Source organism: Catellatospora tritici, from assembly GCF_019083965.1.
Taxonomy (GTDB): Bacteria; Actinomycetota; Actinomycetes; order Mycobacteriales; family Micromonosporaceae; genus Catellatospora; species Catellatospora tritici.
This window is the reverse complement of the sequence record NZ_JAHRCY010000008.1, coordinates 74,081-96,200: the sequence shown is the minus strand read 5'-3', so window position 1 is coordinate 96,200 and position 22,120 is coordinate 74,081. Positions and strand designations below refer to the sequence as shown.

At 71.0% G+C, this 22,120-nt stretch carries 21 protein-coding genes; 13 read left to right on the top strand and 8 right to left on the bottom strand.

Annotated features, from left to right (window positions below; all coding sequences use genetic code 11):
* Positions 1–85: 85 nt before the first annotated feature.
* A complete protein-coding gene (locus KUA19_RS19580) occupies positions 86–1,807 on the top strand; it encodes an ABC transporter substrate-binding protein (protein WP_217397525.1) in 1,722 nt (573 codons plus the stop codon).
* Between the two features lie 75 nt (positions 1,808–1,882).
* Positions 1,883–2,140, top strand: a complete 258-nt coding sequence (gene secG / locus KUA19_RS19575) for a preprotein translocase subunit SecG (protein WP_217397523.1) — start codon at positions 1,883–1,885, stop codon at positions 2,138–2,140.
* 157 nt (positions 2,141–2,297) lie between these two features.
* Here the strand turns inward: secG and pgl are convergent, their stop codons facing one another.
* The 6 genes from pgl to tkt form a co-directional block, all read right to left on the bottom strand.
* Complete coding sequence (gene pgl, locus KUA19_RS19570) at positions 2,298–3,041, bottom strand: 6-phosphogluconolactonase (RefSeq protein WP_217397521.1); 744 nt, start codon at positions 3,039–3,041, stop codon at positions 2,298–2,300.
* A complete protein-coding gene (locus KUA19_RS19565) occupies positions 3,038–4,045 on the bottom strand; it encodes a glucose-6-phosphate dehydrogenase assembly protein OpcA (RefSeq protein ID WP_217397519.1) in 1,008 nt (335 codons plus the stop codon). Before KUA19_RS19565 ends, pgl begins: the two co-directional genes overlap by 4 nt.
* Before the next feature lie 112 nt (positions 4,046–4,157).
* Entirely contained in the window at positions 4,158–5,693 is a 1,536-nt protein-coding gene (zwf, locus tag KUA19_RS19560) for a glucose-6-phosphate dehydrogenase (RefSeq protein ID WP_217397955.1), read from the bottom strand.
* A gap of 12 nt (positions 5,694–5,705) precedes the next feature.
* Positions 5,706–7,340: a phosphoglucose isomerase-related protein gene (locus KUA19_RS19555; protein ID WP_217397517.1), complete on the bottom strand. Its 1,635-nt coding sequence runs from the start codon at positions 7,338–7,340 to the stop codon at positions 5,706–5,708.
* Positions 7,337–8,452 (bottom strand): transaldolase, encoded by a 1,116-nt coding sequence (gene tal / locus KUA19_RS19550; RefSeq protein ID WP_217397515.1) that lies wholly within the window; start codon positions 8,450–8,452, stop codon positions 7,337–7,339. Before tal ends, KUA19_RS19555 begins: the two co-directional genes overlap by 4 nt.
* A 6-nt stretch (positions 8,453–8,458) precedes the next feature.
* Complete coding sequence (gene tkt / locus KUA19_RS19545; RefSeq protein ID WP_308167522.1) at positions 8,459–10,543, bottom strand: transketolase; 2,085 nt, start codon at positions 10,541–10,543, stop codon at positions 8,459–8,461.
* A gap of 324 nt (positions 10,544–10,867) precedes the next feature.
* Between tkt and KUA19_RS19540 the strand changes: the two genes are divergently transcribed.
* The 3 genes from KUA19_RS19540 (at position 10,868) to KUA19_RS19530 (ending at position 13,318) form a co-directional block, all read left to right on the top strand.
* A complete protein-coding gene (locus KUA19_RS19540) occupies positions 10,868–11,785 on the top strand; it encodes a heme o synthase (RefSeq protein WP_372451816.1) in 918 nt (305 codons plus the stop codon).
* Positions 11,786–12,000: 215 nt separating this feature from the next.
* Positions 12,001–12,321 carry a hypothetical protein gene (locus KUA19_RS19535; RefSeq protein WP_217397513.1) on the top strand — a complete coding sequence of 107 codons (321 nt, stop codon included), beginning with the start codon at positions 12,001–12,003 and terminating at the stop codon, positions 12,319–12,321.
* An 82-nt stretch (positions 12,322–12,403) separates the two neighbouring features.
* Positions 12,404–13,318, top strand: a complete 915-nt coding sequence (locus KUA19_RS19530) for an ATP-grasp domain-containing protein (RefSeq protein WP_217397950.1) — start codon at positions 12,404–12,406, stop codon at positions 13,316–13,318.
* Between the two features lie 141 nt (positions 13,319–13,459).
* On the opposite strand, the gene KUA19_RS19525 is transcribed toward KUA19_RS19530, so the two are convergent.
* Both KUA19_RS19525 and KUA19_RS19520 read right to left on the bottom strand, forming a co-directional pair.
* Complete coding sequence (locus KUA19_RS19525) at positions 13,460–14,176, bottom strand: hypothetical protein (RefSeq protein ID WP_217397511.1); 717 nt, start codon at positions 14,174–14,176, stop codon at positions 13,460–13,462.
* A 76-nt stretch (positions 14,177–14,252) separates the two neighbouring features.
* Positions 14,253–15,209 carry a COX15/CtaA family protein gene (locus tag KUA19_RS19520; RefSeq protein WP_372451815.1) on the bottom strand — a complete coding sequence of 319 codons (957 nt, stop codon included), beginning with the start codon at positions 15,207–15,209 and terminating at the stop codon, positions 14,253–14,255.
* A gap of 214 nt (positions 15,210–15,423) precedes the next feature.
* On the opposite strand from KUA19_RS19520, the gene KUA19_RS19515 reads away from it, so the two are divergent.
* The 8 genes from KUA19_RS19515 to KUA19_RS19480 are packed head-to-tail and all read left to right on the top strand — an operon-like array spanning position 15,424 to position 22,034.
* On the top strand, positions 15,424–16,155 hold the full coding sequence (locus tag KUA19_RS19515) for a helix-turn-helix transcriptional regulator (protein ID WP_217397509.1): 732 nt from the start codon (positions 15,424–15,426) through the stop codon (positions 16,153–16,155).
* On the top strand, positions 16,152–17,573 hold the full coding sequence (gene sufB / locus KUA19_RS19510; protein WP_217397507.1) for a Fe-S cluster assembly protein SufB: 1,422 nt from the start codon (positions 16,152–16,154) through the stop codon (positions 17,571–17,573). The genes KUA19_RS19515 and sufB overlap by 4 nt, the downstream gene beginning before the upstream one ends.
* Positions 17,573–18,715 (top strand): Fe-S cluster assembly protein SufD, encoded by a 1,143-nt coding sequence (gene sufD / locus KUA19_RS19505; RefSeq protein ID WP_217397505.1) that lies wholly within the window; start codon positions 17,573–17,575, stop codon positions 18,713–18,715. Before sufB ends, sufD begins: the two co-directional genes overlap by 1 nt.
* Before the next feature lie 2 nt (positions 18,716–18,717).
* Entirely contained in the window at positions 18,718–19,053 is a 336-nt protein-coding gene (locus tag KUA19_RS19500) for a non-heme iron oxygenase ferredoxin subunit (protein WP_217397946.1), read from the top strand.
* The gene (gene sufC, locus KUA19_RS19495; RefSeq protein ID WP_217397503.1) at positions 19,050–19,829 is read left to right on the top strand and encodes a Fe-S cluster assembly ATPase SufC; all 780 of its coding nucleotides are present in this window, start codon (positions 19,050–19,052) and stop codon (positions 19,827–19,829) included. Before KUA19_RS19500 ends, sufC begins: the two co-directional genes overlap by 4 nt.
* A 14-nt stretch (positions 19,830–19,843) precedes the next feature.
* Entirely contained in the window at positions 19,844–21,136 is a 1,293-nt protein-coding gene (locus tag KUA19_RS19490) for a cysteine desulfurase (RefSeq protein ID WP_217397501.1), read from the top strand.
* Positions 21,137–21,138: 2 nt separating this feature from the next.
* Complete coding sequence (gene sufU / locus KUA19_RS19485) at positions 21,139–21,591, top strand: Fe-S cluster assembly sulfur transfer protein SufU (protein WP_217397499.1); 453 nt, start codon at positions 21,139–21,141, stop codon at positions 21,589–21,591.
* Positions 21,591–22,034 carry a metal-sulfur cluster assembly factor gene (locus tag KUA19_RS19480; protein WP_217397497.1) on the top strand — a complete coding sequence of 148 codons (444 nt, stop codon included), beginning with the start codon at positions 21,591–21,593 and terminating at the stop codon, positions 22,032–22,034. Before sufU ends, KUA19_RS19480 begins: the two co-directional genes overlap by 1 nt.
* Positions 22,035–22,120 lie beyond the last annotated feature (86 nt).

The window sequence follows — 22,120 nt, the reverse complement described above, 5'->3', positions numbered from 1 at the left end:
GCGGTCCCGCCCCCGACCACCCCTCGAGATCCTTGGCGGGCTACCCGCGCCCGCCGAGAGGACGACCATGCCTCACCTCGCGCATATGCGCCGCCTGACCGCTGCCGTCGTGGCGCTCGTCACCGCGGGCGCGGTTGCCGCCTGCGACTCGGCGGCCGACTCGAGCACCACCGTCACCTCGGGTGGCACGCTGCGGGTGGTGCTGACGCAGCTGCCCTCGCACCTGGACCCGCAGAAGATCGGTGCGGCGCTGGACTCCAACATCAGCCGCCTGCTGTCGCGCACGCTCACGACGTACAAGTCCGAGTCCGGCGCGGCCGGTAGCGAGCTGGTCCCCGACCTCGCCACCGACCTCGGCCGGCCCAGCGAGAACAACACGGTGTGGGAGTTCAAGCTGCGCGACGGCATCAAGTGGGAGGACGGCGCCGCGATCAACTGCCAGCAGGTGAAGTACGGCGTCGAGCGCAACTTCTCCTCGCTGTTCAAGTCGGGCCTGCCGTACGCGAAGCTGCTGCTGGCCGACAACGCGACCCCGTACGAGGGTCCGTACAGCGGCAAGGAGCTGGAGTCGGTCACCTGCGACGACACGCACACGATCAAGTTCAAGCTGAAGCAGCCCACCGGCGACTTCAACTACGCGGTGGCGCTGTCGGTGTTCTCTCCGGCCAAGCCGGGCTCGGACGGGGACAAGGACGCCTACGACCGGCGCCCGCTGTCCAACGGGCCGTACCGGGTGGAGCCGCGGGTCGCCGACGACCGGATCACGCTGGTGCGCAACGAGCACTGGTCGTCGAGCGTGGACGCCGTCCGCAAGGCGTTCCCGGACAAGATCGAGATCGTGAAGAACGAGAACGACCCGGCGGTGACCAACGCGCTGATCCAGGACCAGGGCGGCGACCGTAACTCGGTCATGCTCAACGCCAACGTCGCGCCGAACTTCCTGCAGCAGGTCGTCAACGACCCCGAGCTGTCCAAGCGGACCGCGACCGGCCCGACCGGCGCGACGCGCTACTTCGCCATCAACACCAAGCTGGTCAAGGACCTGCGCTGCCGCCAGGCGCTGGTGTACGCGTTCAACAAGCGCAAGTACCGCCAGGCGATGGGCGGCTCGATCATCGGTGAACTGGCCACCTCGATGATCCCGCCGAACCTGGCCGCGCACGCCACGTTCGACGACTACGGCACGCTGAGCGACGGCGACGGCAACGAGGACAAGGCGATCGCCCTGATCGACCAGGCCAAGGACGCCGGTGTCACCTGCCCCGACTCCATCAACGTGGCGCTGCCGGACAACGACACCATCGCCCGGTACGTCAAGACGATGGTCGACGCGTACGTCCGGGTCGGTATCAAGGTCAACCTGAAGCGGCTCGACGCCGACGCGTACTGGGACCTGATCGCCGACTCCGGCCACTCGTACCACATGGTCTACGCGGGCTGGATCCCCGACTGGGCCAACGGCTCGGCGGTCATCCCGCCGCTGTTCGACGGCAGTCTGGTGCAGCCGCCGGGCGAGCTGAGCGGGTCGAACTACTCGTTCCTCAAGGATCCCGAGATCGACCAGGCGATCAAGGAGGCCAACGCCGAGCCGGACCTGCCGCGCCAGTACAAGCTGTGGGGCGAGTTGGACGGCAAGCTCTCGCAGATGGCGGTGACGATCCCGGTGCTCTACCCGAACGCGATCCGGATGTCCGGGTCGAACGTGGGCGGGATGTTCATTCACTCCCAGTTCGGCATGCCCGATCTGTCCGCGCTCGGCCTGCTCGACCCGACCGTCGCCACGGATGTGGCATCCTCGCCCTCCTGACTCCGGGCCGCGCCCGCTATTCTTGACCGACACCAAGGCCGCGCCAGCGGCCACCGAAACCTAAGGACCGTGCTCATGCCGATCGGCTTCGCCTACGCAATGATCGTGTTGCTGATCATCACCAGCGCCCTGCTGACCCTGCTGGTGCTGCTGCACCGTGGTAAGGGCGGCGGCCTGTCCAGCATGTTCGGCGGTGGCGTCTCGTCGAGCCTGGCCGGTTCCTCCGTGGCGGAGAAGAACCTGGACCGGTACACCGTGCTGGTGGGCATCGTCTGGTTCGCCTGCATCGTCGGCCTGGGGCTGTGGCTCAAGCTGGAGATGGGTGGCGCCTGATCCTCGCGATCACGTGAAGGGCCGGTCGGATCACCGACCGGCCCTTTCGCGTCCGCCCCGCGCCCAGAACGAAAGGAAGGGCACCTTCTTATCGCTTCGCGTATAAGAAGGTGCCCTTCCAAACATTCGGCGTGGTCGGCGCAGACCGGCCGCGTGGTCAGCGTAGGGCGGGTGAGTCCGCCGGGATCTGCGCCGCCGCCGCCTCGTCCAGTAACCAGAGGGTCCGCGAGCGCCCGCGCACCGAGGCGGCGGGCAGGCCGCCGCCACTGGTCAGGGCCGTGCCGACCGCCTCGGCCTTGTCGCCGCCCGCCGCGATCAGCCACACCTCGTCGGCCGTGTTGATCGCGGCCGGGGTGAGCGTGGTGCGCATCGGCGGCGGCTTGGGGCTGTCGGTCACCGCGCCGACCGTCCCGTCGGCCACCGGGTGGCCCGGGAAGACCGAGGCGACGTGCCCGTCCTCGCCGACGCCCAGCAGCAGTACGTCGAAGCGCGGCAGCTGCCCGCTGTCGGCCGCCGCCGCGAGCTCTCCGGCGTAACGGCGGGCCGCCAGAGCCGGATCTGCGCCGTCGGGGCCGTCGGAGGGTGGCATCGGGTGCACCCGGGCCGGATCTAGCGGCAGCGCGTCCAGCAGAGCCGCGCGCGCCTGGGTCTCGTTGCGGTCGGGGTCGCCGGCGGGCAGGAACCGCTCGTCGCCCCACCACAGGTCGACCCGCGACCAGTCGACGGAGTCATGGGCGGGGCTTGCCGGCACCGCCCGGTAGACGGCCGCGGCGACCCGCCCGCCGGTCAGCACCGCGTGGGCGCCGCCATGCGCCGCCTGGGCCTGCGCCAGCTTCGCCAGCAGCCGCGCCGCGACCGCCTCGGCCAGCGCGGCGGCGTCGGCGTGCACCACCACGGTCATGCCGTCGCCCCCACGGGCTGGGTCCAGGCCGGGTCCTGCCAGATGTGGGTGCGCACGCTCGGCCGCTCGCCGAGCCCGCCCACCCCGGTCGCCGCCGCCAGCGCCCGCGAGTACGGCTGGTCGGCGTCCAGCCGCTGCAGTTCCTCGGCCAGCTCCTCGCCCAGCCGCCGCTGCAGCAGCGGCAGCACCAGGTCGAGGTGGCCGGGGCGGCGCAGCAGCGCCATCCCGTCGCCGGTGCTGTGCAGGCTGAGCGTGCCGCCGTCGGCCAGCGCGAAGTCGACGCCGTTGAGCTTGCCGTCGGCCGAGTCGGCCAGCCGGACCGGGATGCCGGTGCGGGAGATGATCCAGCCGCGCAGCAGCGCGCCGAGCGGGTCGGCGGCACCGGCGTAGACGACCGCCGAGACCGCGCTGTTGTTGCCGGTGTCGAAGGCGCCCGCGATCAGCGAGCGCCAGCCGGTGAGCCGGGTCCAGGACAGGTCGGTGTCGCCCGGCGCGTAGTCCAGCGCCCGCTGGCGCAGGGCCGCCTCCGGGTCGGCGCACTGGGTGATGTCGGTGACCCGGCGCTCGGCCACGACGCCGAGCGGGTCGTACGCGATGTGCTCCGGCGGGGTGCCGTGCCACCAGGTGACCACCGGCACGTCCGGGGCGAGCAGCGGCATGACCACCGACTCGCTGTGCAGGGCCAGGCGACCGTGCATCCGCATGATCACGGCCTCGCACGGGCCGAGCCGCCCGCCGACCACGATCTCGGCGTCGAGCCGGTCCTTGGCGTTGGCGGTGGCCGAGTCGACCCCGGGCACCGGCCCACGGCTGACCACGAGCAGGCGGCAGGGGTGCGAGGCGGCGGCGATGGTGGCCGCGTCCTCGACCTGGCGCACCCGGCCCTCGTCCACGATGACGACCAGGTTCAGGGCCAGGCCGCTGGCCACGCCGCCGGCGTTGCGCCGCTCCGCGGCGAGCTTGCGCACCACCTCGTTACCGGTGGTGTCCCACAGGGCTAGCATCCCGCCCGCCTTCCGGAGAGAACGTGCTTGCTCGTGTCGAAAGTCCGCTTCGCGGACTTTCGACACGAGGCACTTACGCAGCTGTGCTTCATGATTCGCTCGCGTTGCTCGCTCATGCCCGCCGCCAGCTACGGCCCTCGGCGGCCAGCATCTCGTCGGCCTCGCGCGGGCCCCACTCGCCCGCCCGGTAGGTGGCCGGTTTGGTGCCGACCCACGCCGCCTCCAGCGGGTCGACGATGCGCCAGCCCTCCTCGACCTCGGCGGCGTCCGGGAACAGCGTCCGGTCGCCGAGCATCACGTCGAGGATGAGCCGCTCGTACGCCTCCGGGCTGGATTCGGTGAACGCCTCGCCGTACGCGAAGTCCATGCTGATGTCGCGCAGTTCCATCTGGGTGCCCGGCACCTTGGACCCGAACTTGAGCATCACGCCCTCGTCCGGCTGCACCCGGATGACCAGCTGGTTGTGGCCCAGCAGCTCCACGTCCTCCGGGTAGAACGGCAGGTGCGGGGCCTTCTTGAACAGCACCGCGACCTCGGTGACCCGCCGGGGCAGGCGCTTGCCCGCCCGGATGTAGAACGGCACCCCGGCCCAGCGCCGGTTCTGGATGGACAGCCGCGCCGCGACGTACGTCTCCGTCGTCGAGCTCGCCGGGACGTCGGACTCCTCCAGGTAGCCCTTGACCCGCTGCCCGGCCACCCAGCCGGTGAGGTACTGCCCGCGCACCGTGCCGGTCGACACGTCGGCCGGGGGTGCGGTGGCGCGTAGCACCTTGAGCTTCTCGGCCCGGATCTCCGCGGCGTCGAAGGTCGTCGGCTCCTCCATGGCGACCAGCGCCAGCAGCTGCAGCAGGTGGTTCTGCAGCACGTCCCGGGCGGCGCCGGTGGCGTCGTAGAAGCCCGCGCGGGTGCCGATGCCGACGTCCTCGGCCATGGTGATCTGCACCGAGTCGACGTACTTGGAGTTCCACAGCGGCTCGAACAGGGAGTTGGCGAAGCGCAGCGCGAGGATGTTCTGCACCGTCTCCTTGCCGAGGTAGTGGTCGATGCGGAACACGTCCTGCGCGCTCACCACGTCGTCCACCAGGTCGTTGAGCGACTTGGCCGAGGCCAGGTCCTCCCCGAACGGCTTCTCCACCACGACCCGGCGCCAGCCGCCCGACTTGTCGTTGTCGGCCATGCCGGTGCGCTCGAGCTGCTTGAGCACGGTCGGGAAGGCCGCGGGCGGGATGGACAGATAGAACGCCGCGTTGCCCGGGATGCCGTGCGAGTCGCGCAGCTCGTCCAGGGTGCGCGACAGCGTGTCGAACGCCGCGTCGTCGTCGAAGGCGCCGCCGACGAACTTGATGTTGCCCGAGAGCCGGTTCCAGACCTCCTCGCGCCAGGGGGTGCGCGCGTGCTCCTGGGCCGACGTGCGGGCCAGCTGCTCGAAGTCGCCGTCGCCCCAGTCGCGGCGGGCGAAGCCGAGCACCACGAAGCCGGGCGGCAGCAGGCCGCGGTTGGCCAGGTCGTACACGGCGGGCAGCAGTTTCTTGCGGGCGAGGTCGCCGGTGACCCCGAAGATGACCAGCGCGCACGGCTCAGGGATGCGCGGCAGGCGCCGGTCCTGCGGATCCCGCAGCGGGTTGGGCTGCTGCGGGGTGGACGACACGCTCACGTGACGTCACCTCTCCTTGCTGGTGGCCGTGGCCAGGTGGTGCGCCGCTTCGAGCAGCTGGGCGATGCCCTTGGACCGGTCGGTGAGGTGCAGGTGCAGCAGTGGACGGCCGCGACCGGCCAGCGCCTGGCGGTCGCCGGCGGCCTGGGCCGCCTGCAGTGTGCCGAAGCTGTACGGCTTGCCCGGCACCGCCAGGTCCGCGCTGACCGCGCCGGTGACCTGCAGGAACGCGCCGACCTGCGGCCCGCCCTTGTGGTACTGGCCGGTCGAGTGCAGGAACCGTGGCCCCCAGCCGTAGGTGACCGGGCGGCCGCTCGCCTCGGCCAGTGACGCGCGCAGCTTGGCGGCGTCGGCGTCGGCGAACCGGTCCAGGTACTCCATGATCGCGATGTACCCGTCCGGCCCGGCCTCCGTGGCCAGCCAGGACAGCGCCTCGTACAGGTCGTTCACGCCCGCCGTGGTGTAGACCTCGATGTCGCCCTCGGTGAACGCGGGCTGCTCGGCGGGCATGCCCTCGTCGAGGATCTTGCCGGTGTTCTGCTTGGACTCGGTCACGTTCGGCTGGTCGAACGGGTTGATGCCGAGCACCCGCCCGGCGATGGCGGTCGCCGCCTCCCAGCACAGGAACTGGGCGCCCAGCGGGCCGTTGACGGCCGCGTCGGGCGTACCCGCCACGGCTCCGCCCGCGGCGCCCACGGTCGCGGTGAAGACGTCGGCACCGGTCGCGCCGGGCGCGTTCGGGCCCTCCACCACGACCGGCAGGATGCCCTTGCCCTCCTTGCCGGTGGACTCGGCGATGAGCTGCTCGGCCCAGTCGCCCAGCCCGGTGATGCCGCTACCGTCGTCGGCCAGCGACACCTTGTCCCGCCCGGCCAACGCGGCCGCGCCGAGCGCGGCGCCCAGCAGCAGCGACGGGTTGGCCTCGGGGGCGGCGGTCAGCGTCGCGGCGAACTCCTCGGCCTGGTCCAGCAGCTCGGCCACGTCCACCCCGGCCAGCGCGGTCGGCACCAGGCCGAACGCGGTCAGCGCGGAGTAGCGGCCGCCGACGTCGGAGTCGGCCAGCACCACGTAGGCGCCCATGTCGCGGGCGGTCGACTCCAGCGGCGAGCCGGGGTCGGTCACGATCACGAAATGGCGCCCGACCTCGGCCTCGGGCAGGCCCGCGTCGAGGAACGCCTGCCAGTACGCCCGGCGGTGGCTGTCGGTCTCGATGGTGCCGCCGGACTTGCTGGAGACCACCACCACGGTGCGGGCCAGCCGGTCGCCCAGGGCCGCCTTGACCTGGCCCGGGTCGGTGGTGTCCAGCACCGTCAGCGCCTTGCCCAGGGTCAGCGAGATGACCTCGGGCGCCAGCGACGAGCCGCCCATGCCCGCGAGCGCGACGTGGTCGAGGTCGCCCAGCTCCTCGCGCAGCTCGGCCAGCTGCGGCAGCAGTGCCCGGCTGCGCACGAAGGTGTCGACCCAGCCCAGCCGGATCGACGCCTCAGGCTGCGCGGCCGGACCCCACAGGTCGGCATCCTTGGCCGCCAGGGCGGCGGGCACGCCCGCCGCCGCCAGCTCCGACACCTGCGCCGCGGCCTGCTGTGCCGCCGCGGGGGAGAGGCGGACGGTCAGCCCGCCTCCCGATGCGGTCTGGGTCATGCCTGCTCCAGTTTCGCCTGTACCCCGGCCAGCAGCTCCTGCCAGCTCGCGTCGAACTTCGCCACGCCGTCGCTCTCCAGGAACGCCACCACGTCGTCGTAGTCGACCCCGGCGGCCCGCAGCGCGTCGATGGTCTGCTGCGCCGCGGCCAGGTTGCCGGTGACCGTGTCCCCGGGCACCTCGCCGTGGTCGGCGAAGGCCTGCAGCGTCTTCTCCGGCATGGTGTTGACGGTGTCGGCGGCGACCAGCTGCTCGACGTAGAGCGTGTCCGGGTACTCCGGGTTCTTGGTGCCGGTGGAGGCCCACAGCGGCCGCTGCGGGTTGCCCCCGGCCGCCTTGAGCTCGGCCCACCTCGGCGACCCGACGACCTGCAGGTACTCCCCGTAGGCCAGGCGGGCGTTGGCGACGGCGGCCTGGCCGCGCAGGCCCAGCGCCTCCGGGGTGCCGATCTTCTCCAGCCGCTTGTCGATCTCGGTGTCGAAGCGGGACACGAAGAACGACCCCACCGACTCGATCTTCGACAGGTCGTGGCCATTGGCCTTGGCCTGCTCCAGACCGGTCAGCCAGGCGTCCAGCACCGCGCGGTAGCGCTCCAGCGAGAAGATCAGCGTCACGTTGACGCTGATGCCGTTGGCCAGCGCCGCGGTGATCGCGGGCAGGCCCTCCAGCGTCGCCGGGATCTTGATGAACAGGTTGGGCCGGTCGACCAGCCACCACAGCTGCTTGGCCTCGGCGATGGTCGGCTCGGTCTCGTGCGCCAGCCGCGGGTCGACCTCGATCGACACCCGGCCGTCCCGGCCGCCGCTCGCGTCGTACACCGGCCGCATCACGTCACAGGCCCACCGGATGTCGTACGTGGTGAGCATGCGCACCGCCTCGTCGACCGAGACCTTGCGCGCCTTCAGCTCGTGCAGCTGCTCGTCGTAGTCGTCGCTGCCCGCCAGCGCCGCGGCGAAGATGGTCGGGTTGCTGGTCACCCCGACCACGTGCCGCGTGTCGCGCAGCTCCGCCAGCGCGGTGTGGGAGCCGCCGTCGGTCAGCCGCTCCCGGGAGATGTCGTCAAGCCAGACCGCCACACCGGCGGCCGAGAGCTCGCCCAGGGGATCAGTCATCGCCAGTCACTGCCCTTCATTGGCCTTGGCCAGGGACCGCCGGGCGGCGTCGGCCACCGCCTGCGGTGTGAAACCGAACTTCTCGAACAGGGTCGCCGCCGGGGCGGACGCGCCGTAGTGCTCCAGGCTGACGGCCTCGCCCGCGTCGCCGATCAGGTCGCGCCACGACATGGCGATACCCGCCTCGACACTCACGCGGGCCTTGACCGACGACGGCAGCACAGACTCCCGGTACCCGGCGTCGGACGCGCGGAACCACTCCTGGCACGGCATCGACACCACCCGGGTCGCGATGCCGTCGGCCTCCAGCAGCTCCCGGGCGGCCAGGCAGAGCTGCACCTCGGAGCCGGTGCCCATGAGGATCACCTGCGGCGTGCCCGAGGACGCCTCCTCCAGCACATAGCCGCCGTGCTCGAAGCCGACGACCTTCGCCGGGTCCATCACCGGCAGGTTCTGGCGGCTCAGCGCCAGGGCCGTCGGCCGGTCGGTGTGGGTCAGCGCCATCCGCCAGGCGTGCGCGGTCTCGTTGGCGTCTGCGGGGCGCACCACGTCCAGGCCCGGGATGGCCCGCAGCGCGGTCAGGTGCTCCACCGGCTGGTGGGTCGGGCCGTCCTCGCCCAGACCGATCGAGTCGTGCGTCCACACGTAGGTCACCGGGAGCTTCATCAGCGCGGCCAGGCGGACCGCCGGGCGCATGTAGTCGCTGAAGACCAGGAACGTGCCGCCGTAGACGCGGGTGCCGTCGTGCAGTGCGATGCCGTTCATGATCGAGCCCATGGCGTGCTCGCGGATGCCGAAGTGCAGCGTGCGGCCGTACTCGTGGCCCGGGAACTCCTTGGTGGCGTACTCCGCCGGGATGAACGACGGCTCGCCCTTCATCGTGGTGTTGTTGCTCTCGGCCAGGTCGGCCGAGCCGCCCCACAGCTCCGGCAGCACCGGCGCCAGCGCGTTGAGCACCTGGCCTGACGCGGCGCGGGTGGCGATGCCCTTGGCGTCGGCCGGGAAGCTCGGCAGCGCCTCCGCCCAGCCCTTGGGCAGGGTACGGGTGCTCATCCGGTCGAACAGGGCCAGCCGGTCCGGGTTGGCCTTGGCCCAGTCGTGGAAGGCGTCCTCCCACTGCTCGTGCAGCACCCGGCCGCGCTCACGCACCGCGCGGGTGTGCGCCAGCACCTCGTCCTCGACCGGGAAGGCGACCGCCGGGTCGAAGCCCAGCACCTCCTTGACCGCGGCCGCCTCGTTCGGGCCGACCGCCGAGCCGTGGATCTTGCCGGTGTTCTGCTTGGTCGGCGCGGGCCAGCCGATGATGGTGCGCAGCGCGATGAAGCTGGGCCGGTCGGTGACCCCCTTCGCGCGCTGGATCGCCGCCCACAGCGCCGGGATGTCCTCGTGGTAGTTGCCGTTGCCGCCGGTCCAGTCGATCCGCTCCACGTGCCAGCCGTACGCCTCGTACCGCTTGCAGACGTCCTCGGACTTGGCGATGCGAGTGTCGTCCTCGATCGAGATCTCGTTGTCGTCGTAGAAGACGATGAGATTGTCGAGCTTCTGGTGCCCGGCGATCGCCGACGCCTCGTGCGTGATGCCCTCCTCGATGTCGCCATCGGAGCAGATCACGTAGATGTGGTGGTCGAACGGGCTGGTCCCCGGCGCGGCGTCGGGGTCGAACAGGCCGCGCTCGCGGCGGGCGGCCATCGCCATGCCCACCGCGTTGCCCAGGCCCTGGCCCAGTGGGCCGGTGGTGGTCTCCACGCCGCGGGTGTGCCCGTGCTCGGGGTGACCCGGGGTCAGCGAGCCCCACTGGCGCAAAGTCTGCAGGTCCGACAGCTCCAGGCCGTACCCGGCCAGGAACAGCTGGACGTACTGGGTGAGAGAGGAATGCCCGGCGGACAGCACGAAGCGGTCGCGGCCGGTCCAGTCCGGGTCGTTGGGATCGAGGCGCATAGCCCGCTGGAACAACAGGTAGGCGAGGGGGGCGAGGCTCATCGCGGTGCCGGGATGGCCGTTGCCGGCCTTCTCCACCGCGTCCATGGCCAGCACACGGGCGGTGTCCACCGCGCGGCGGTCGATGTCAGACCAGATCAACTGCTCGGTCACAGCTGTGCTACTCCTAGCGGGTCAGTCTTGCCGTCGCTCCAGGGCCGTGACCCGGAATAGCACGCACCGGAGCTGTGGAAAGGCGCAACGCATCGTCATAAGGGCGGCCACGGTGTCGCCCTGTCGGTGTTGACCCTACTCATACCTCGCACGACACATGTGCGAACCCGTGCTTTGTGCCACGGGGTGTCCGCGCCGCCGGGCGCGGCCGCAGGGTTTGACCAGCGTTGCCGTACCCTGTCTCGGGTGAGCACGCTCGCCGCGGAGTCGCCAGAGGCGGCCGGCACCATAGACCTCCCGTCCCACCCCCTCCCCGTGATCCCGGTGCAGCCCGGCAGTGCCGCGCGCGCCATCCGGGTGTCGCGGCGCCAGGCCCGCTGGGCGGTGTTCGGCGCCTACCTGTCGCTGACCAAGCCACGCATCGTGGAGCTGCTGCTCATCACCACCATCCCGGCGATGATGCTCGCGGCCAAGGGGCTTCCCTCGGTCTGGTTGATGCTGGTCGTGCTGGTCGGCGGCTCGTTCGCGGCGGGGGCCGCCAACGCGATCAACTGCTACCTCGACCGTGACATCGACCCGCTGATGGGACGAACGTCACGTCGGCCGCTGGTCACCCACGCGGTGGCCCCGCGCGACGCGCTCATCTTCGGCCTCGCCCTGGCCGTCGCCTCGACCGCGCTGATGGCCGCGTTCACCAACTGGCTGGCCACCGCGCTGACCGTGGCCGCGATCGTCTACTACGACGTCATCTATACGGCCTGGCTCAAGCGCAGCACGCCGCACAACACCTTCTGGGGTGGCGTGTGCGGGGCGATGCCGGTGCTGATCGGCTGGGCCGCGGTGACCGGTTCCCTGGCCCCGGCCGCCTGGCTGCTGTTCGGCGTCGTCTTCTTCTGGCAGATGCCGCACTTCTACGCGCTGGCGATCCGGTTCAAGGACGACTACGCCAGGGCGGGCATCCCGATGCTCACGGTGGTGGCCACCCCGCGTCGCGTCGCGATCGAGTCGGTGGTGTACTCCTGGCTGACCGTGGCGACCTCGCTCGCGGTCTGGCCGCTGGGCATGTCCCGGGTGTACGGCATCCCCGCGCTCATCTGCGGAATGATGTTCATCCTGGAAGCCCACGGGCTGTACAGCCGCACCATGAAGGGCGAGCCGGTCAAGCCGATGCGGCTTTTCCACTGGTCAACGGCGTACCTCACGATCGTCTTCGTGGCGGTCGGCGTCGACGTGTTCATCTGACCGATTTACCGAATTTATTAGTGACACGCCCTAATCCCCGGGCCGGGCGTGTCCAGGGGTTGGCAGGGTGTCCGTTCTGCGACACATTGACGGGGATATTTCTGGGCGAACCCGGACAGTCGATCTCTGTACATCGGGTTGCAGCTACGTAACGGGGATCACAAAAAGTGCTCACAATCCCGCTACCGGATGCCCGTTCTGCTTATCGTGCTTGCATGGCAGAAGGTTCAGATACGACGGTGACCATCGAGCACCCCACGGCCACACTCGTGGCCGGCCTGCGCGAGTTCGCTAGCGCGCACGGAGGTGCGAAGGGGGTCATCGAGTACGTCGGTCGGCGCGGTGCTCGCATCGTGTTGGTGGGTGGCGACGGAGCGTGGGGCGACCGGTTCGCCGCCAGCACCGACATCGCCCGGGCCGCCTGTGAACGGGCTGGCATCACCGTGGAGAACGAATGGGAGCGGGAGCTCATCGAGCTCATGCGTCCCACCAACGACCTCTGGCGGTCCATGTCCAAGCGGACACTGACGCGCTGAGGAAGTTTCAGATCCGCGAGCTATCTTGGATCTTGTGAGCACACCCCTTGACCGTGCGACCCGGGCAGCTGCCCGGGTCGCCCTGGTATCCGAGCCCGGATCTCGCCGCGCCGCCGCGCCGCGCGTCGCCATCGCGACCTGCGCCGAGATCCCGCTGCTGGAGCCCGACGACCAGCTCGTGCTGGCGCCGCTGGCCGCGCGGGGCGTCACCGCCGAGCCGGTCGTCTGGGACGACCCCGCGGTCGACTGGACGGGCTACGACCTGGTGGTGCTCCGGTCCACCTGGGACTACTCCTGGCAGCGGGACAAGTTCCTGGACTGGGCCCGTTCCGTGCCCACCTTGGCCAACCCGGCCGCCGTGGTCGCCTGGAACACCGACAAGAGCTACCTGGCCGAGCTGGCGACCGCCGGGATCCCGATCATCCCGACCACCTTCGTCGCCCCGGGTGACGAGTGGACCGCCCCGGACGGCGGCGGCGAGTACGTCATCAAGCCCTCGGTCAGCTCGGGCAGCCGCGACACCGGCCGGTACGGGCCCGGCGACGCCGTGCAGGCCGCCGACCACGTCCGCCGGTTGCAGGCCGCCGGGCGGCTCGTGCTGATCCAGCCCTACCTGGGAGCCGTGGACGCGTACGGCGAGACGGCTCTGCTGTTCTTCGCCGACCCGGCGACGGGGCGGCTGGTGTACAGCCACGCCATCCGTAAGGGGCCGCTGCTGACCGGACCGCACGTCGACGGGGTGGACGAGCTGTACAAGGCCGAGGACATCACCACGCGTACGCCCACCGCCGCGGAACTGGCCGTCGGCGAGGCCGTGGTCGCCACCCTGCCCGACGGCCTGGTCTACGCCCGCGTCGACCTGATCCCCGACGCCGACGGCAACCCGCACCTGATCGAGCTGGAACTGACCGAGCCCTCGGTCTTCCTCGAGCACGACCCCGCCGCTGCCGACCGCCTCGCCGCCGCCATCGCCGCCCGCCTCACCCACGGCGCCTGACCGGCCCCTCTCCGCCGCCGCTCGCCTGCCGCGCCGCTCGCCGCTCGCCGCTCGCCGCAGTTTCGGGGAAACTGCCGCAATCGGCGCGCGAATTCGCGCACTTTCCCCGAAACTGCAGCCTCCAACCAGGGCCCCGAAGGGTCAGGGGGTGCGGGAGAGGAAGTCGCGGAGGCCTGCGCCGGGTGGGTCGTCGGGGTGGGCGGCGAGGCCGCGCTCGGCCCAGGCGCGGGCGGCCTCGGGTTCGCCGATGTCGGCCAGGGCGCGGGCCAGGCGGCCGTACTGGGCGGCGTGGCGCAGGTCGCCGCCGATGACCTCGACCAGGGTCGGGGTGTCGCGCTCCCACCGGGCCAGCCGTTCGATGGCGTCGCGGGCGCTCAGGTCGCCGGGGTCGGCGGCCCAGCGGCGGCGGACCACGGCGCGGTAGTGGTCCAGGCCGTCGGCGCCCAGCGCGGGCCCGTACGCCCAGATGTCGATCGGGCACCAGCGCCCACCCTCGAACTGCACCGCGATCAGCCAGTCGGCCAGCTCGACCCCGTCGCCGGGCGCCTGCCCGCAGGCCTCGGCGTGTACGGCGAGCAGGCGGTGCAGCAGGTTGTCCAGCGCCCCCGAGGCGTCGTCGGCGCGGTCGAGGGTGCTCAGCAGCAGGCTGACAGCCTGTGCCAGTGGTTGCCGGGCGACCTCAGCCCGGCCGGTGCCGACGAGCGTGGCCAGCTCTTCCACGAGCACAGCCGCCTGCTCGGCGTGGCGTACGACGGCCCAGTAGTCGAGGTGCCCGTCGGTGGTGAAGGTCTGGGCCACCACGCCCGGCAGCGAGTCGTCGGAGTGCGCCTGCGGTGCGCGGCGCAGAGAGGTCGGCACCCGCTCATCATCGCCCCGTCGGCACGTCGCCGGGATGGTTCCGGCAGCGGTTGACGCTCAGATCGGAACCTGGCGGTTACCGGACAGTGACCAACGGGGGTACAGAATCCGCGCTGCTCACCGTGGGTGCGCTCCCAGTCACTGCGTCGCCGTCGCCGCGCGGCGCGGCGTCGAAGCCGGTCGCCCAGACCGTCCCGAGCGCGGCCACCCACAGCAGGCAGGCCCCGAGCATGTGCGCGCCGACCAGGATCTCGGGCAGCCCGGTGAAGTACTGGACGAAGCCGATCGCGCCCTGTCCGAGCAGCACCCCGAGCAGGATCGCGGCCCGGCGGGTCAGCGCGGGGGCGGCCACCGCGCGGGCGGCGAACCAGGTCGCGACCGCGAGGCCGAGCAGCAGGAACACGGTGTCCACGTGCAGCTGCGAAATCATCGCCGGGTCCAGCCCGGTGCGCCGGGCCTGCTCGTCGCCCGCGTGCGGGCCGCTGCCGGTGACCACCACGCCGACCGCCAGCGCGACCGCGCCCGCCGCGACGACCGCCCAGGTGAGCGGGCGCAGCCGGGCCGTGGCGGGAGCGGCGGGGGCCGGGTCGAGGGTGCGCTGCCAGAGGGCGTACGACCCGCCGACCATCGCGATGGACAGCAGGAAGTGCAGGCCCACCACGTACGGGTTGAGGTCGCTCAGCACGGTGAACCCGCCGACCACGCCCTGCCCCGGGATGCCCAGCACCACGGCCAGCGCCAGCGGGCGCAGGCGCGCGTGCCGCCACGCGGCCAGCAGCGCCGCCCCGGCGATCAGGACGAGCACGAAGGTCAGCATCCGGTTGCCGAACTCGATCACCCCGTGCACGCCCATCGCGCGCGTGGTGGTGTAGGAGTCCTCGGTGCACCGTGGCCAGGTCGGGCAGCCCAGGCCCGAGCCGGTGAGCCGGACCGCGCCGCCGGTGACCACGATGACGATGTTGCCGACGAGGTTCGCCAGTGTCAGGCCGCGCCGCAGCGAGGTGGGGGCGTCGAGCAGCAGCCGCCACAGCAAGGTGGGGGCGTCGAGCAGCAGCCGCCACAGCAGCACGGCCAGGCGCACGAGGCGGCGGGGGACAGCGGCGAGGACAGACAGCACGAAACGATGGTAGGCGCGCCAAGCGGACGGGCCGGGCGCGGGGAGCGTGAGTGGCCCGCGTCACCGGTGGGTAGGTTTGCGCACGTCGGACGAAATAAGTAACACTGGTGTAGTGAAAAAGGGCGCCACGATGATCGAGGCACCCGATCGGCGCACCGTACACCCGGCCACGCGCGATCGGGTGATCGAGCTGCTCGCCCAGGGCCCGGCCACCGCCGTCGACCTGGGCGCCGTGCTGGGCCTGTCCACCGCGGGCATCCGCCGCCACCTCGACGCGATGCTGGCCGAGGGCCTGGTGAAGACGCGCGAGCAGGTGCGCCGCGGGCCGCGCGGCCGGGGCCGCCCCGCCAAGGTCTTCCTGCTCACCGACGCCGCCCGCGAGGGGCTGGGCCACCACTACGACGGGCTGGCCGCCGCCGCCCTGCGCTGGATCGCCGAGCACGGCGGCCCCCGCGAGGTCGCCGCCTTCGCCGCCGCTCAGGTGGCCGGGCTCGAGGAGCGCTGCCAGACCGCCGTACGCGACGCGGGTGACGATCCTCTCGCCCGCGCGGAGGCGCTCGCGGGTGCGCTGACCGCCGAGGGATACGCTGCGAGCGCGTCGGCGATCGCCACCGGCGGGCAGCTGTGCCAGCACCACTGCCCCGTGGCTCACGTCGCCGCCGAGTTCCCGCAGCTGTGCGAGGCCGAGACCCAGGTGATCTCCCGCCTGGTCGGCACGCACGTGCAGCGGCTCGCGACCATCGCGCACGGCGACGGGGTGTGCACCACGCACATACCCCCCAAAGTGCGGCCCGCCGTGCCCACCACCGACTTCTCGACCAACCTGCAAACCGACGCCGTCACGATGAGGACAGACTCATGACCGAGCAGATCACCACGACCGAGGACCAGCTCGCTGGCCTGGGCAAGTACGAGTACGGCTGGGCCGACCCGGACGTGGCCGGCGCCAACGCGCAGCGCGGTCTCAACGAGGCGGTCGTGCGCGACATCTCGTCGAAGAAGAGCGAGGCCGACTGGATGCTCGAGCTGCGGCTCAAGGGTCTGCGGCTGTTCGGGCGCAAGCCGATGCCGTCGTGGGGCGCGGACCTGTCCGACATCGACTTCGACAACATCAAGTACTTCGTCCGCTCGACCGAGAAGCAGGCGGCGAGCTGGGAAGAGCTGCCCGAGGACATCAAGAACACCTACGACAAGCTGGGCATCCCGGAGGCGGAGAAGCAGCGCCTCGTCGCCGGTGTCGCCGCCCAGTACGAGTCCGAGGTGGTCTACCACGCCATCCGCGAGGACCTGGAGCAGCAGGGTGTGCTGTTCCTGGACACCGACACCGCGCTGCGCGAGCACCCGGAGCTGTTCCAGGAGTACTTCGGCACCGTCATCCCGGTGGGTGACAACAAGTTCGCCGCGCTGAACACCGCCGTCTGGTCGGGTGGCTCGTTCATCTACGTGCCGCCGGGCGTCAACGTGGAGATCCCGCTGCAGGCGTACTTCCGGATCAACACGGAGAACATGGGCCAGTTCGAGCGGACGCTGATCATCGTCGACGAGGGTGCGTACGTGCACTACGTCGAGGGCTGCACCGCGCCCGTGTACTCCTCCGACTCGCTGCACAGCGCGGTCGTGGAGATCATCGTGAAGAAGAACGCGCGCTGCCGCTACACGACCATCCAGAACTGGTCGAACAACGTGTACAACCTGGTCACCAAGCGGGCCGTCTGCCACGAGGGCGCCACCATGGAGTGGGTCGACGGCAACATCGGCTCCAAGGTGACCATGAAGTACCCGGCCGTGTTCATGGTCGGCGAGCACGCCAAGGGCGAGGTGCTCTCGGTGGCGATGGCCGGTGAGGGCCAGCACCAGGACGCGGGCGCCAAGATGGTGCACGCCGCGCCGCACACCTCCAGCACGATCATCAGCAAGTCGATCGCCCGGGGCGGCGGCCGCACCTCCTACCGCGGCCTGGTCCAGGTGCTGGAGGGCTCGCACCACAGCAAGAGCACGGTCAAGTGCGACGCGCTGCTGGTCGACACCATCTCCCGCTCGGACACCTACCCCTACGTCGACATCCGCGAGGACGACGTGTCCATGGGGCACGAGGCGACCGTCTCCAAGGTCAGCGACGACCAGCTCTTCTACCTGATGAGCCGGGGCCTGTCCGAGGACGAGGCGATGGCCATGATCGTGCGCGGCTTCATCGAGCCCATCGCCAAGGAGCTGCCGATGGAGTACGCGCTGGAACTGAACCGACTGATCGAACTGCAGATGGAAGGCGCCGTCGGCTGATGACCACCGAAGCAATCGCACCGCCGAAGACCAAGTCCCAGGCGCTGCGCTCGTACCACTCCGCCGATTTCCCGGCGCTGACCGGCCGCGAGGAGGAGTGGCGCTTCACGCCGCTCAAGCGCCTGCGCGGGCTGGCCGCCGGGACGGTCGCGCCCGGGGTCGCCCCCAAGCACGAGTACGGCGCGCTGCCCGAGGGCGTCACCGTGTCCACGGCGGCGCTGGACGGCGTGAAGGTCGGCGGGGTGCTCACCCCGTTCGACCGGATCAGCGCGTGGGCGTACGAGAACGCGGGCCAGGCGCTGGTGGTCGAGGTGGCCAAGGAGACCGTGCTCGCCGAGCCGTTCACGCTGCGGCTGAACGGCGCCGGTGCCGACGGCGCCGCGGCCGGGCACACCTACCTGTCGGTCGGCGCGTTCGCCGAGGCGACGGTGGTGCTGGAGCAGACCGGCAGCGTCACGCTGGCCGACAACGTGGAGGTCGCCGTCGCCGACGGCGCGAAGCTGACCCTGGTCACGGTCGCCGACTGGGCGCCGGACGCGGTGCAGGCCCAGCACGTCAAGGTGAAGCTCGGCCGCGACGCGAAGATCGTGCACGTGCAGGTGAGCCTGGGCGGCGACCTGGTGCGCCAGTTCACCAGCGTCGAGTACACGGGCCGGGGTGGCGAGGCCGACCTGTTCGGCCTGTACTTCGCCGACGGCGGGCAGCACCTGGAGCACCGCCTGCTGGTCGACCACTCGGTGCCCGACTGCCGCTCGTTCGTGAACTTCCGGGGCGCGCTGCAGGGCGAGGGCGCGCACACGGTCTGGGTCGGCGACGTGCTGATCCAGGACCACGCCACCGGCACCAGCACGTACGAGGTCAACCGGAACCTGCTGCTGTCCGACGGGGCGCGCGCCGACTCGGTGCCGAACCTGGAGATCGAGACCGGCGAGATCGTCGGCGCCGGGCACGCCTCGGCGACCGGCCGCTTCGATGACGAGCAGCTGTTCTACCTGATGGCCCGGGGCATCCCGGAGGGCGAGGCGCGCAAGCTCGTCGTCCGCGGCTTCTTCGCCGAGCTGCTGCACAAGATCCCGGCCGAGGAGCTGCGCGAGCGGCTGGGCGCCGCGATCGAGCAGCGCCTGGAGAAGGCGGGCTCGTGACGATGTCCGAATTCGTCCGTGCCTGCGCGGCCGACGACGTGGCCAAGGGCGCCGCGATCGCGGTGGAGCTGGGTGACGTCCCGGTCGTGGTGGTCCACGCCGAGGACGACGCCTTCTACGCCGCGTACGACGAGTGCTCGCACGCGGCGGTGGCCCTGTCCGAGGGCGAGGTCGACGGGTGCACGCTGGAATGTTGGCTGCACGGTTCGCGTTTCGATCTGCGTACCGGTGCGCCGACCGGGCTGCCCGCGACCGAGCCTGTCCCCGTCTTTCCCGTCGAGATCCGCGACGGTGATGTCTACGTCAGCCTGACACCGAGTAATGGAGTAAGCCGATGAGCAAGTTGGAGATCCGCGACCTTCAGGTGTCGGTGAAGCTGCCCGAGGGCGAGCTGAAGCCGATCCTGCACGGGGTCACGCTGACGGTGGAGTCGGGCCAGACCCACGCCATCATGGGCCCCAACGGCTCGGGCAAGTCGACGCTGGCCTACTCCATCGCGGGCCACCCGAAGTACGAGATCACCGGCGGCAGCGTGCACCTGGACGGCCAGGACGTGCTGGCGATGAGCGTGGACGAGCGGGCCCGCGCGGGCCTGTTCCTGGCCATGCAGTACCCGGTCGAGGTGCCGGGTGTGTCGGTGGCGAACTTCCTGCGCACCGCCAAGACCGCGATCGACGGCGAGGCGCCGAAGCTGCGCACCTGGGCGGGCGAGCTCAAGGGCTCGATGGAGAAGATGGGCATGGACCCGGCGTTCGCCCAGCGCAACGTCAACGAGGGCTTCTCCGGCGGTGAGAAGAAGCGGCACGAGATCGTGCAGCTGGAGCTGCTCAAGCCGAAGATCGCCATCCTGGACGAGACCGACTCGGGCCTGGACGTGGACGCGCTGCGCGTGGTCAGCGAGGGCGTGAACCGGGTGCGCGAGAACAGCGACACCGGGGTGCTGCTGATCACCCACTACACCCGGATCCTGCGCTACATCAAGCCCGACTACGTGCACGTCTTCGTCGCCGGTCGCATCGTCGAGGAGGGCGGCCCGGAGCTGGCCGACAAGCTCGAGGCCGAGGGTTACGAGCGCTACGTCGCCGGTGCTGGCGCGGCGGCCGTGGGCGCCTGAGGAGAGACGAGACGATGACGACGTTGACCATCCCGGCCGGGATGCCGCAGTACGACGACAAGCCGCGCTTCGACGTGGAGCGCGTGCGCGCCGACTTCCCGATCCTGGATCGGGAGGTCAACGGTCATCGGCTGGTGTACCTCGACTCCGGCAACACCTCGCAGAAGCCGCGCCAGGTCATCGACGCGATGGCCGAGTACTACTCGCGGCACAACGCCAACGTGGCCCGCTCGGTGCACACCCTGGGCACCGAGTCGACCGAGCTGTACGAGGGCGCGCGCGCCAAGGTCGCCGCGTTCATCGGCGCGGGCAGCCCTGACGAGGTGGTGTTCACCAAGAACGCCACCGAGGCGCTGAACCTGGTCGCGCACGCGTTCGGCTCGCACGCCGACGACCCGCGCTTCCGGCTGGGCCCCGGCGACGAGATCGTGATCTCGGAGATGGAGCACCACTCCAACATCGTGCCGTGGCAGCTGCTGTGTGCCCGTACCGGCGCCACGCTGCGCTGGTTCGGCATCACCGAGTCCGGCCGCCTCGACGAGTCGAACCTGGAAGAGCTGGTCAACGAGCGGACGAAGATCGTCTCGATCGTGCACGCCTCCAACGTGCTCGGTACGGTCAACGCCACCGCCCGGATCACCGCGCGGGTGCGCGAGGTCGGCGCGCTGCTGATGCTGGACTGCTCGCAGTCGGTGCCGCACCTGCCCATGGACGTGGTGGACTACGACGTCGACTTCATCGCCTTCACCGGCCACAAGATGCTCGGCCCGACCGGTATCGGCGTGCTCTGGGGCCGCCGTGAGCTGCTGGACAGCATGCCGCCGTTCCTGGGCGGCGGCTCGATGATCGAGACGGTCCGGATGACCGGTTCGACCTTCCTGCCCGCACCGGCCCGGTTCGAGGCGGGCACCCCGCCGATCGCGCAGGCGGTCGGGCTCGGGGCGGCCGTGGACTACCTGTCCGCGATCGGCATGGACGCCGTCCAGTGGCACGAGAAGGAGCTGACGGCGTACGCGCTCGACGCCCTGGCCACCGTGCCCGACCTGCGGATCTACGGTCCGGGGGTGCCGGTCGGCCGCGGCGGCACCATCTCGTTCACCCTCGGCGGCATCCACCCGCACGACGTCGGCCAGGTGCTGGACTCCCTCGGCGTGCAGGTCCGGGTCGGCCACCACTGCGCCCGGCCGATCTGCGACCGTTTCAGCGTCCCGGCGCTCACCCGGGCCTCGTTCTACCTCTACACGACGACCGAAGAGGTCGACGCGCTCGTGCGCGGCCTCGAGCAGGTGCGGAAGGTCTTCGCCTAGCCATGCAGCTGGACCAGCTCTACCAGGAGATCATCCTGGACCACTACAAGCACCCACAGGGGCGAGGGCTCAGGGAGCCTTTCGCCGCCGGGGTGCACCACGTCAACCCCACCTGCGGTGACGAGATCACGCTGCGGGTTGCCCTGGACGGGCAGACCATCAGCGACATCTCGTACGACGGCTCCGGCTGCTCGATCAGCCAGGCCTCCGCCAGCGTGCTGCACGAGCTGCTGCGCGGCCGCACGATCCCCGAAGCGCTGCGGGTGCACACCGCGTTCGCCGAGCTCATGGGCGGCAAGGGTCAGGTCGTGCCGGACGAGGAGGTGCTCGGGGACGCGGTCGCGTTCGCGGGCGTCGCCAAGTACCCGGCCCGGGTCAAGTGCGCGCTGCTGTCCTGGATGGCCCTGAAGGACGCGGTCGCCCAGGCCGTCGCCCTCGAGAAGGAGGAAGTGTGATGAGCGAGACCGACATCGTCGAGGGCACCGCCGAGCGGGCCGAGACTGTCGCGGACACCACCGAGCGGGCCGAGACCGCCGCGGACACCACCGCGCGGCCTGAGGCCGGCGCGGTGAAGAAGGCGCCGGTGGACGACGTGATCGAGGCGATGCGTGACGTCGTCGACCCGGAGCTCGGCATCAACGTGGTCGACCTGGGTCTGGTCTACGGCGTGCACGTCGACGACGAGAACACCGTCACCCTGGACATGACGCTGACCTCGGCCGCCTGCCCGCTCACCGACGTGATCGAGGAGCAGGCCCGCGCCGCGCTGTGCAGCGGTCCGGGCGGTGGCCTGGCCGCCGACATGCGGATCAACTGGGTGTGGCTGCCGCCGTGGGGCCCCGACAAGATCACCGACGACGGCCGGGACCAGCTCCGCTCGCTCGGCTTCAACGTCTGAGATATTCCAGCTCGCAAGGGCCCGCCGGTCATCCGGCGGGCCCTTGATCGTTCAAGTTGCCGGGCAATCGGGCGTATCTTGACCCG

Bases quoted from the DNA above. Each gene is read 5' to 3' on its own strand.
- KUA19_RS19580 (WP_217397525.1), top strand. From the start codon at position 86: ATGCGCCGCCTGACCGCTGCCGTCGTGGCGCTCGTCACCGCGGGCGCG.
- secG (WP_217397523.1), top strand. From the start codon at position 1,883: ATGCCGATCGGCTTCGCCTACGCAATGATCGTGTTGCTGATCATCACC.
- pgl (WP_217397521.1), bottom strand. From the start codon at position 3,041: ATGACCGTGGTGGTGCACGCCGACGCCGCCGCGCTGGCCGAGGCGGTC.
- KUA19_RS19565 (WP_217397519.1), bottom strand. From the start codon at position 4,045: ATGCTAGCCCTGTGGGACACCACCGGTAACGAGGTGGTGCGCAAGCTC.
- KUA19_RS19555 (WP_217397517.1), bottom strand. From the start codon at position 7,340: ATGACCCAGACCGCATCGGGAGGCGGGCTGACCGTCCGCCTCTCCCCC.
- tal (WP_217397515.1), bottom strand. From the start codon at position 8,452: ATGACTGATCCCCTGGGCGAGCTCTCGGCCGCCGGTGTGGCGGTCTGG.
- KUA19_RS19535 (WP_217397513.1), top strand. From the start codon at position 12,001: ATGGCAGAAGGTTCAGATACGACGGTGACCATCGAGCACCCCACGGCC.
- KUA19_RS19515 (WP_217397509.1), top strand. From the start codon at position 15,424: ATGATCGAGGCACCCGATCGGCGCACCGTACACCCGGCCACGCGCGAT.
- sufB (WP_217397507.1), top strand. From the start codon at position 16,152: ATGACCGAGCAGATCACCACGACCGAGGACCAGCTCGCTGGCCTGGGC.
- sufD (WP_217397505.1), top strand. From the start codon at position 17,573: ATGACCACCGAAGCAATCGCACCGCCGAAGACCAAGTCCCAGGCGCTG.
- KUA19_RS19500 (WP_217397946.1), top strand. From the start codon at position 18,718: ATGTCCGAATTCGTCCGTGCCTGCGCGGCCGACGACGTGGCCAAGGGC.
- sufC (WP_217397503.1), top strand. From the start codon at position 19,050: ATGAGCAAGTTGGAGATCCGCGACCTTCAGGTGTCGGTGAAGCTGCCC.
- KUA19_RS19490 (WP_217397501.1), top strand. From the start codon at position 19,844: ATGACGACGTTGACCATCCCGGCCGGGATGCCGCAGTACGACGACAAG.
- sufU (WP_217397499.1), top strand. From the start codon at position 21,139: ATGCAGCTGGACCAGCTCTACCAGGAGATCATCCTGGACCACTACAAG.
- KUA19_RS19480 (WP_217397497.1), top strand. From the start codon at position 21,591: ATGAGCGAGACCGACATCGTCGAGGGCACCGCCGAGCGGGCCGAGACT.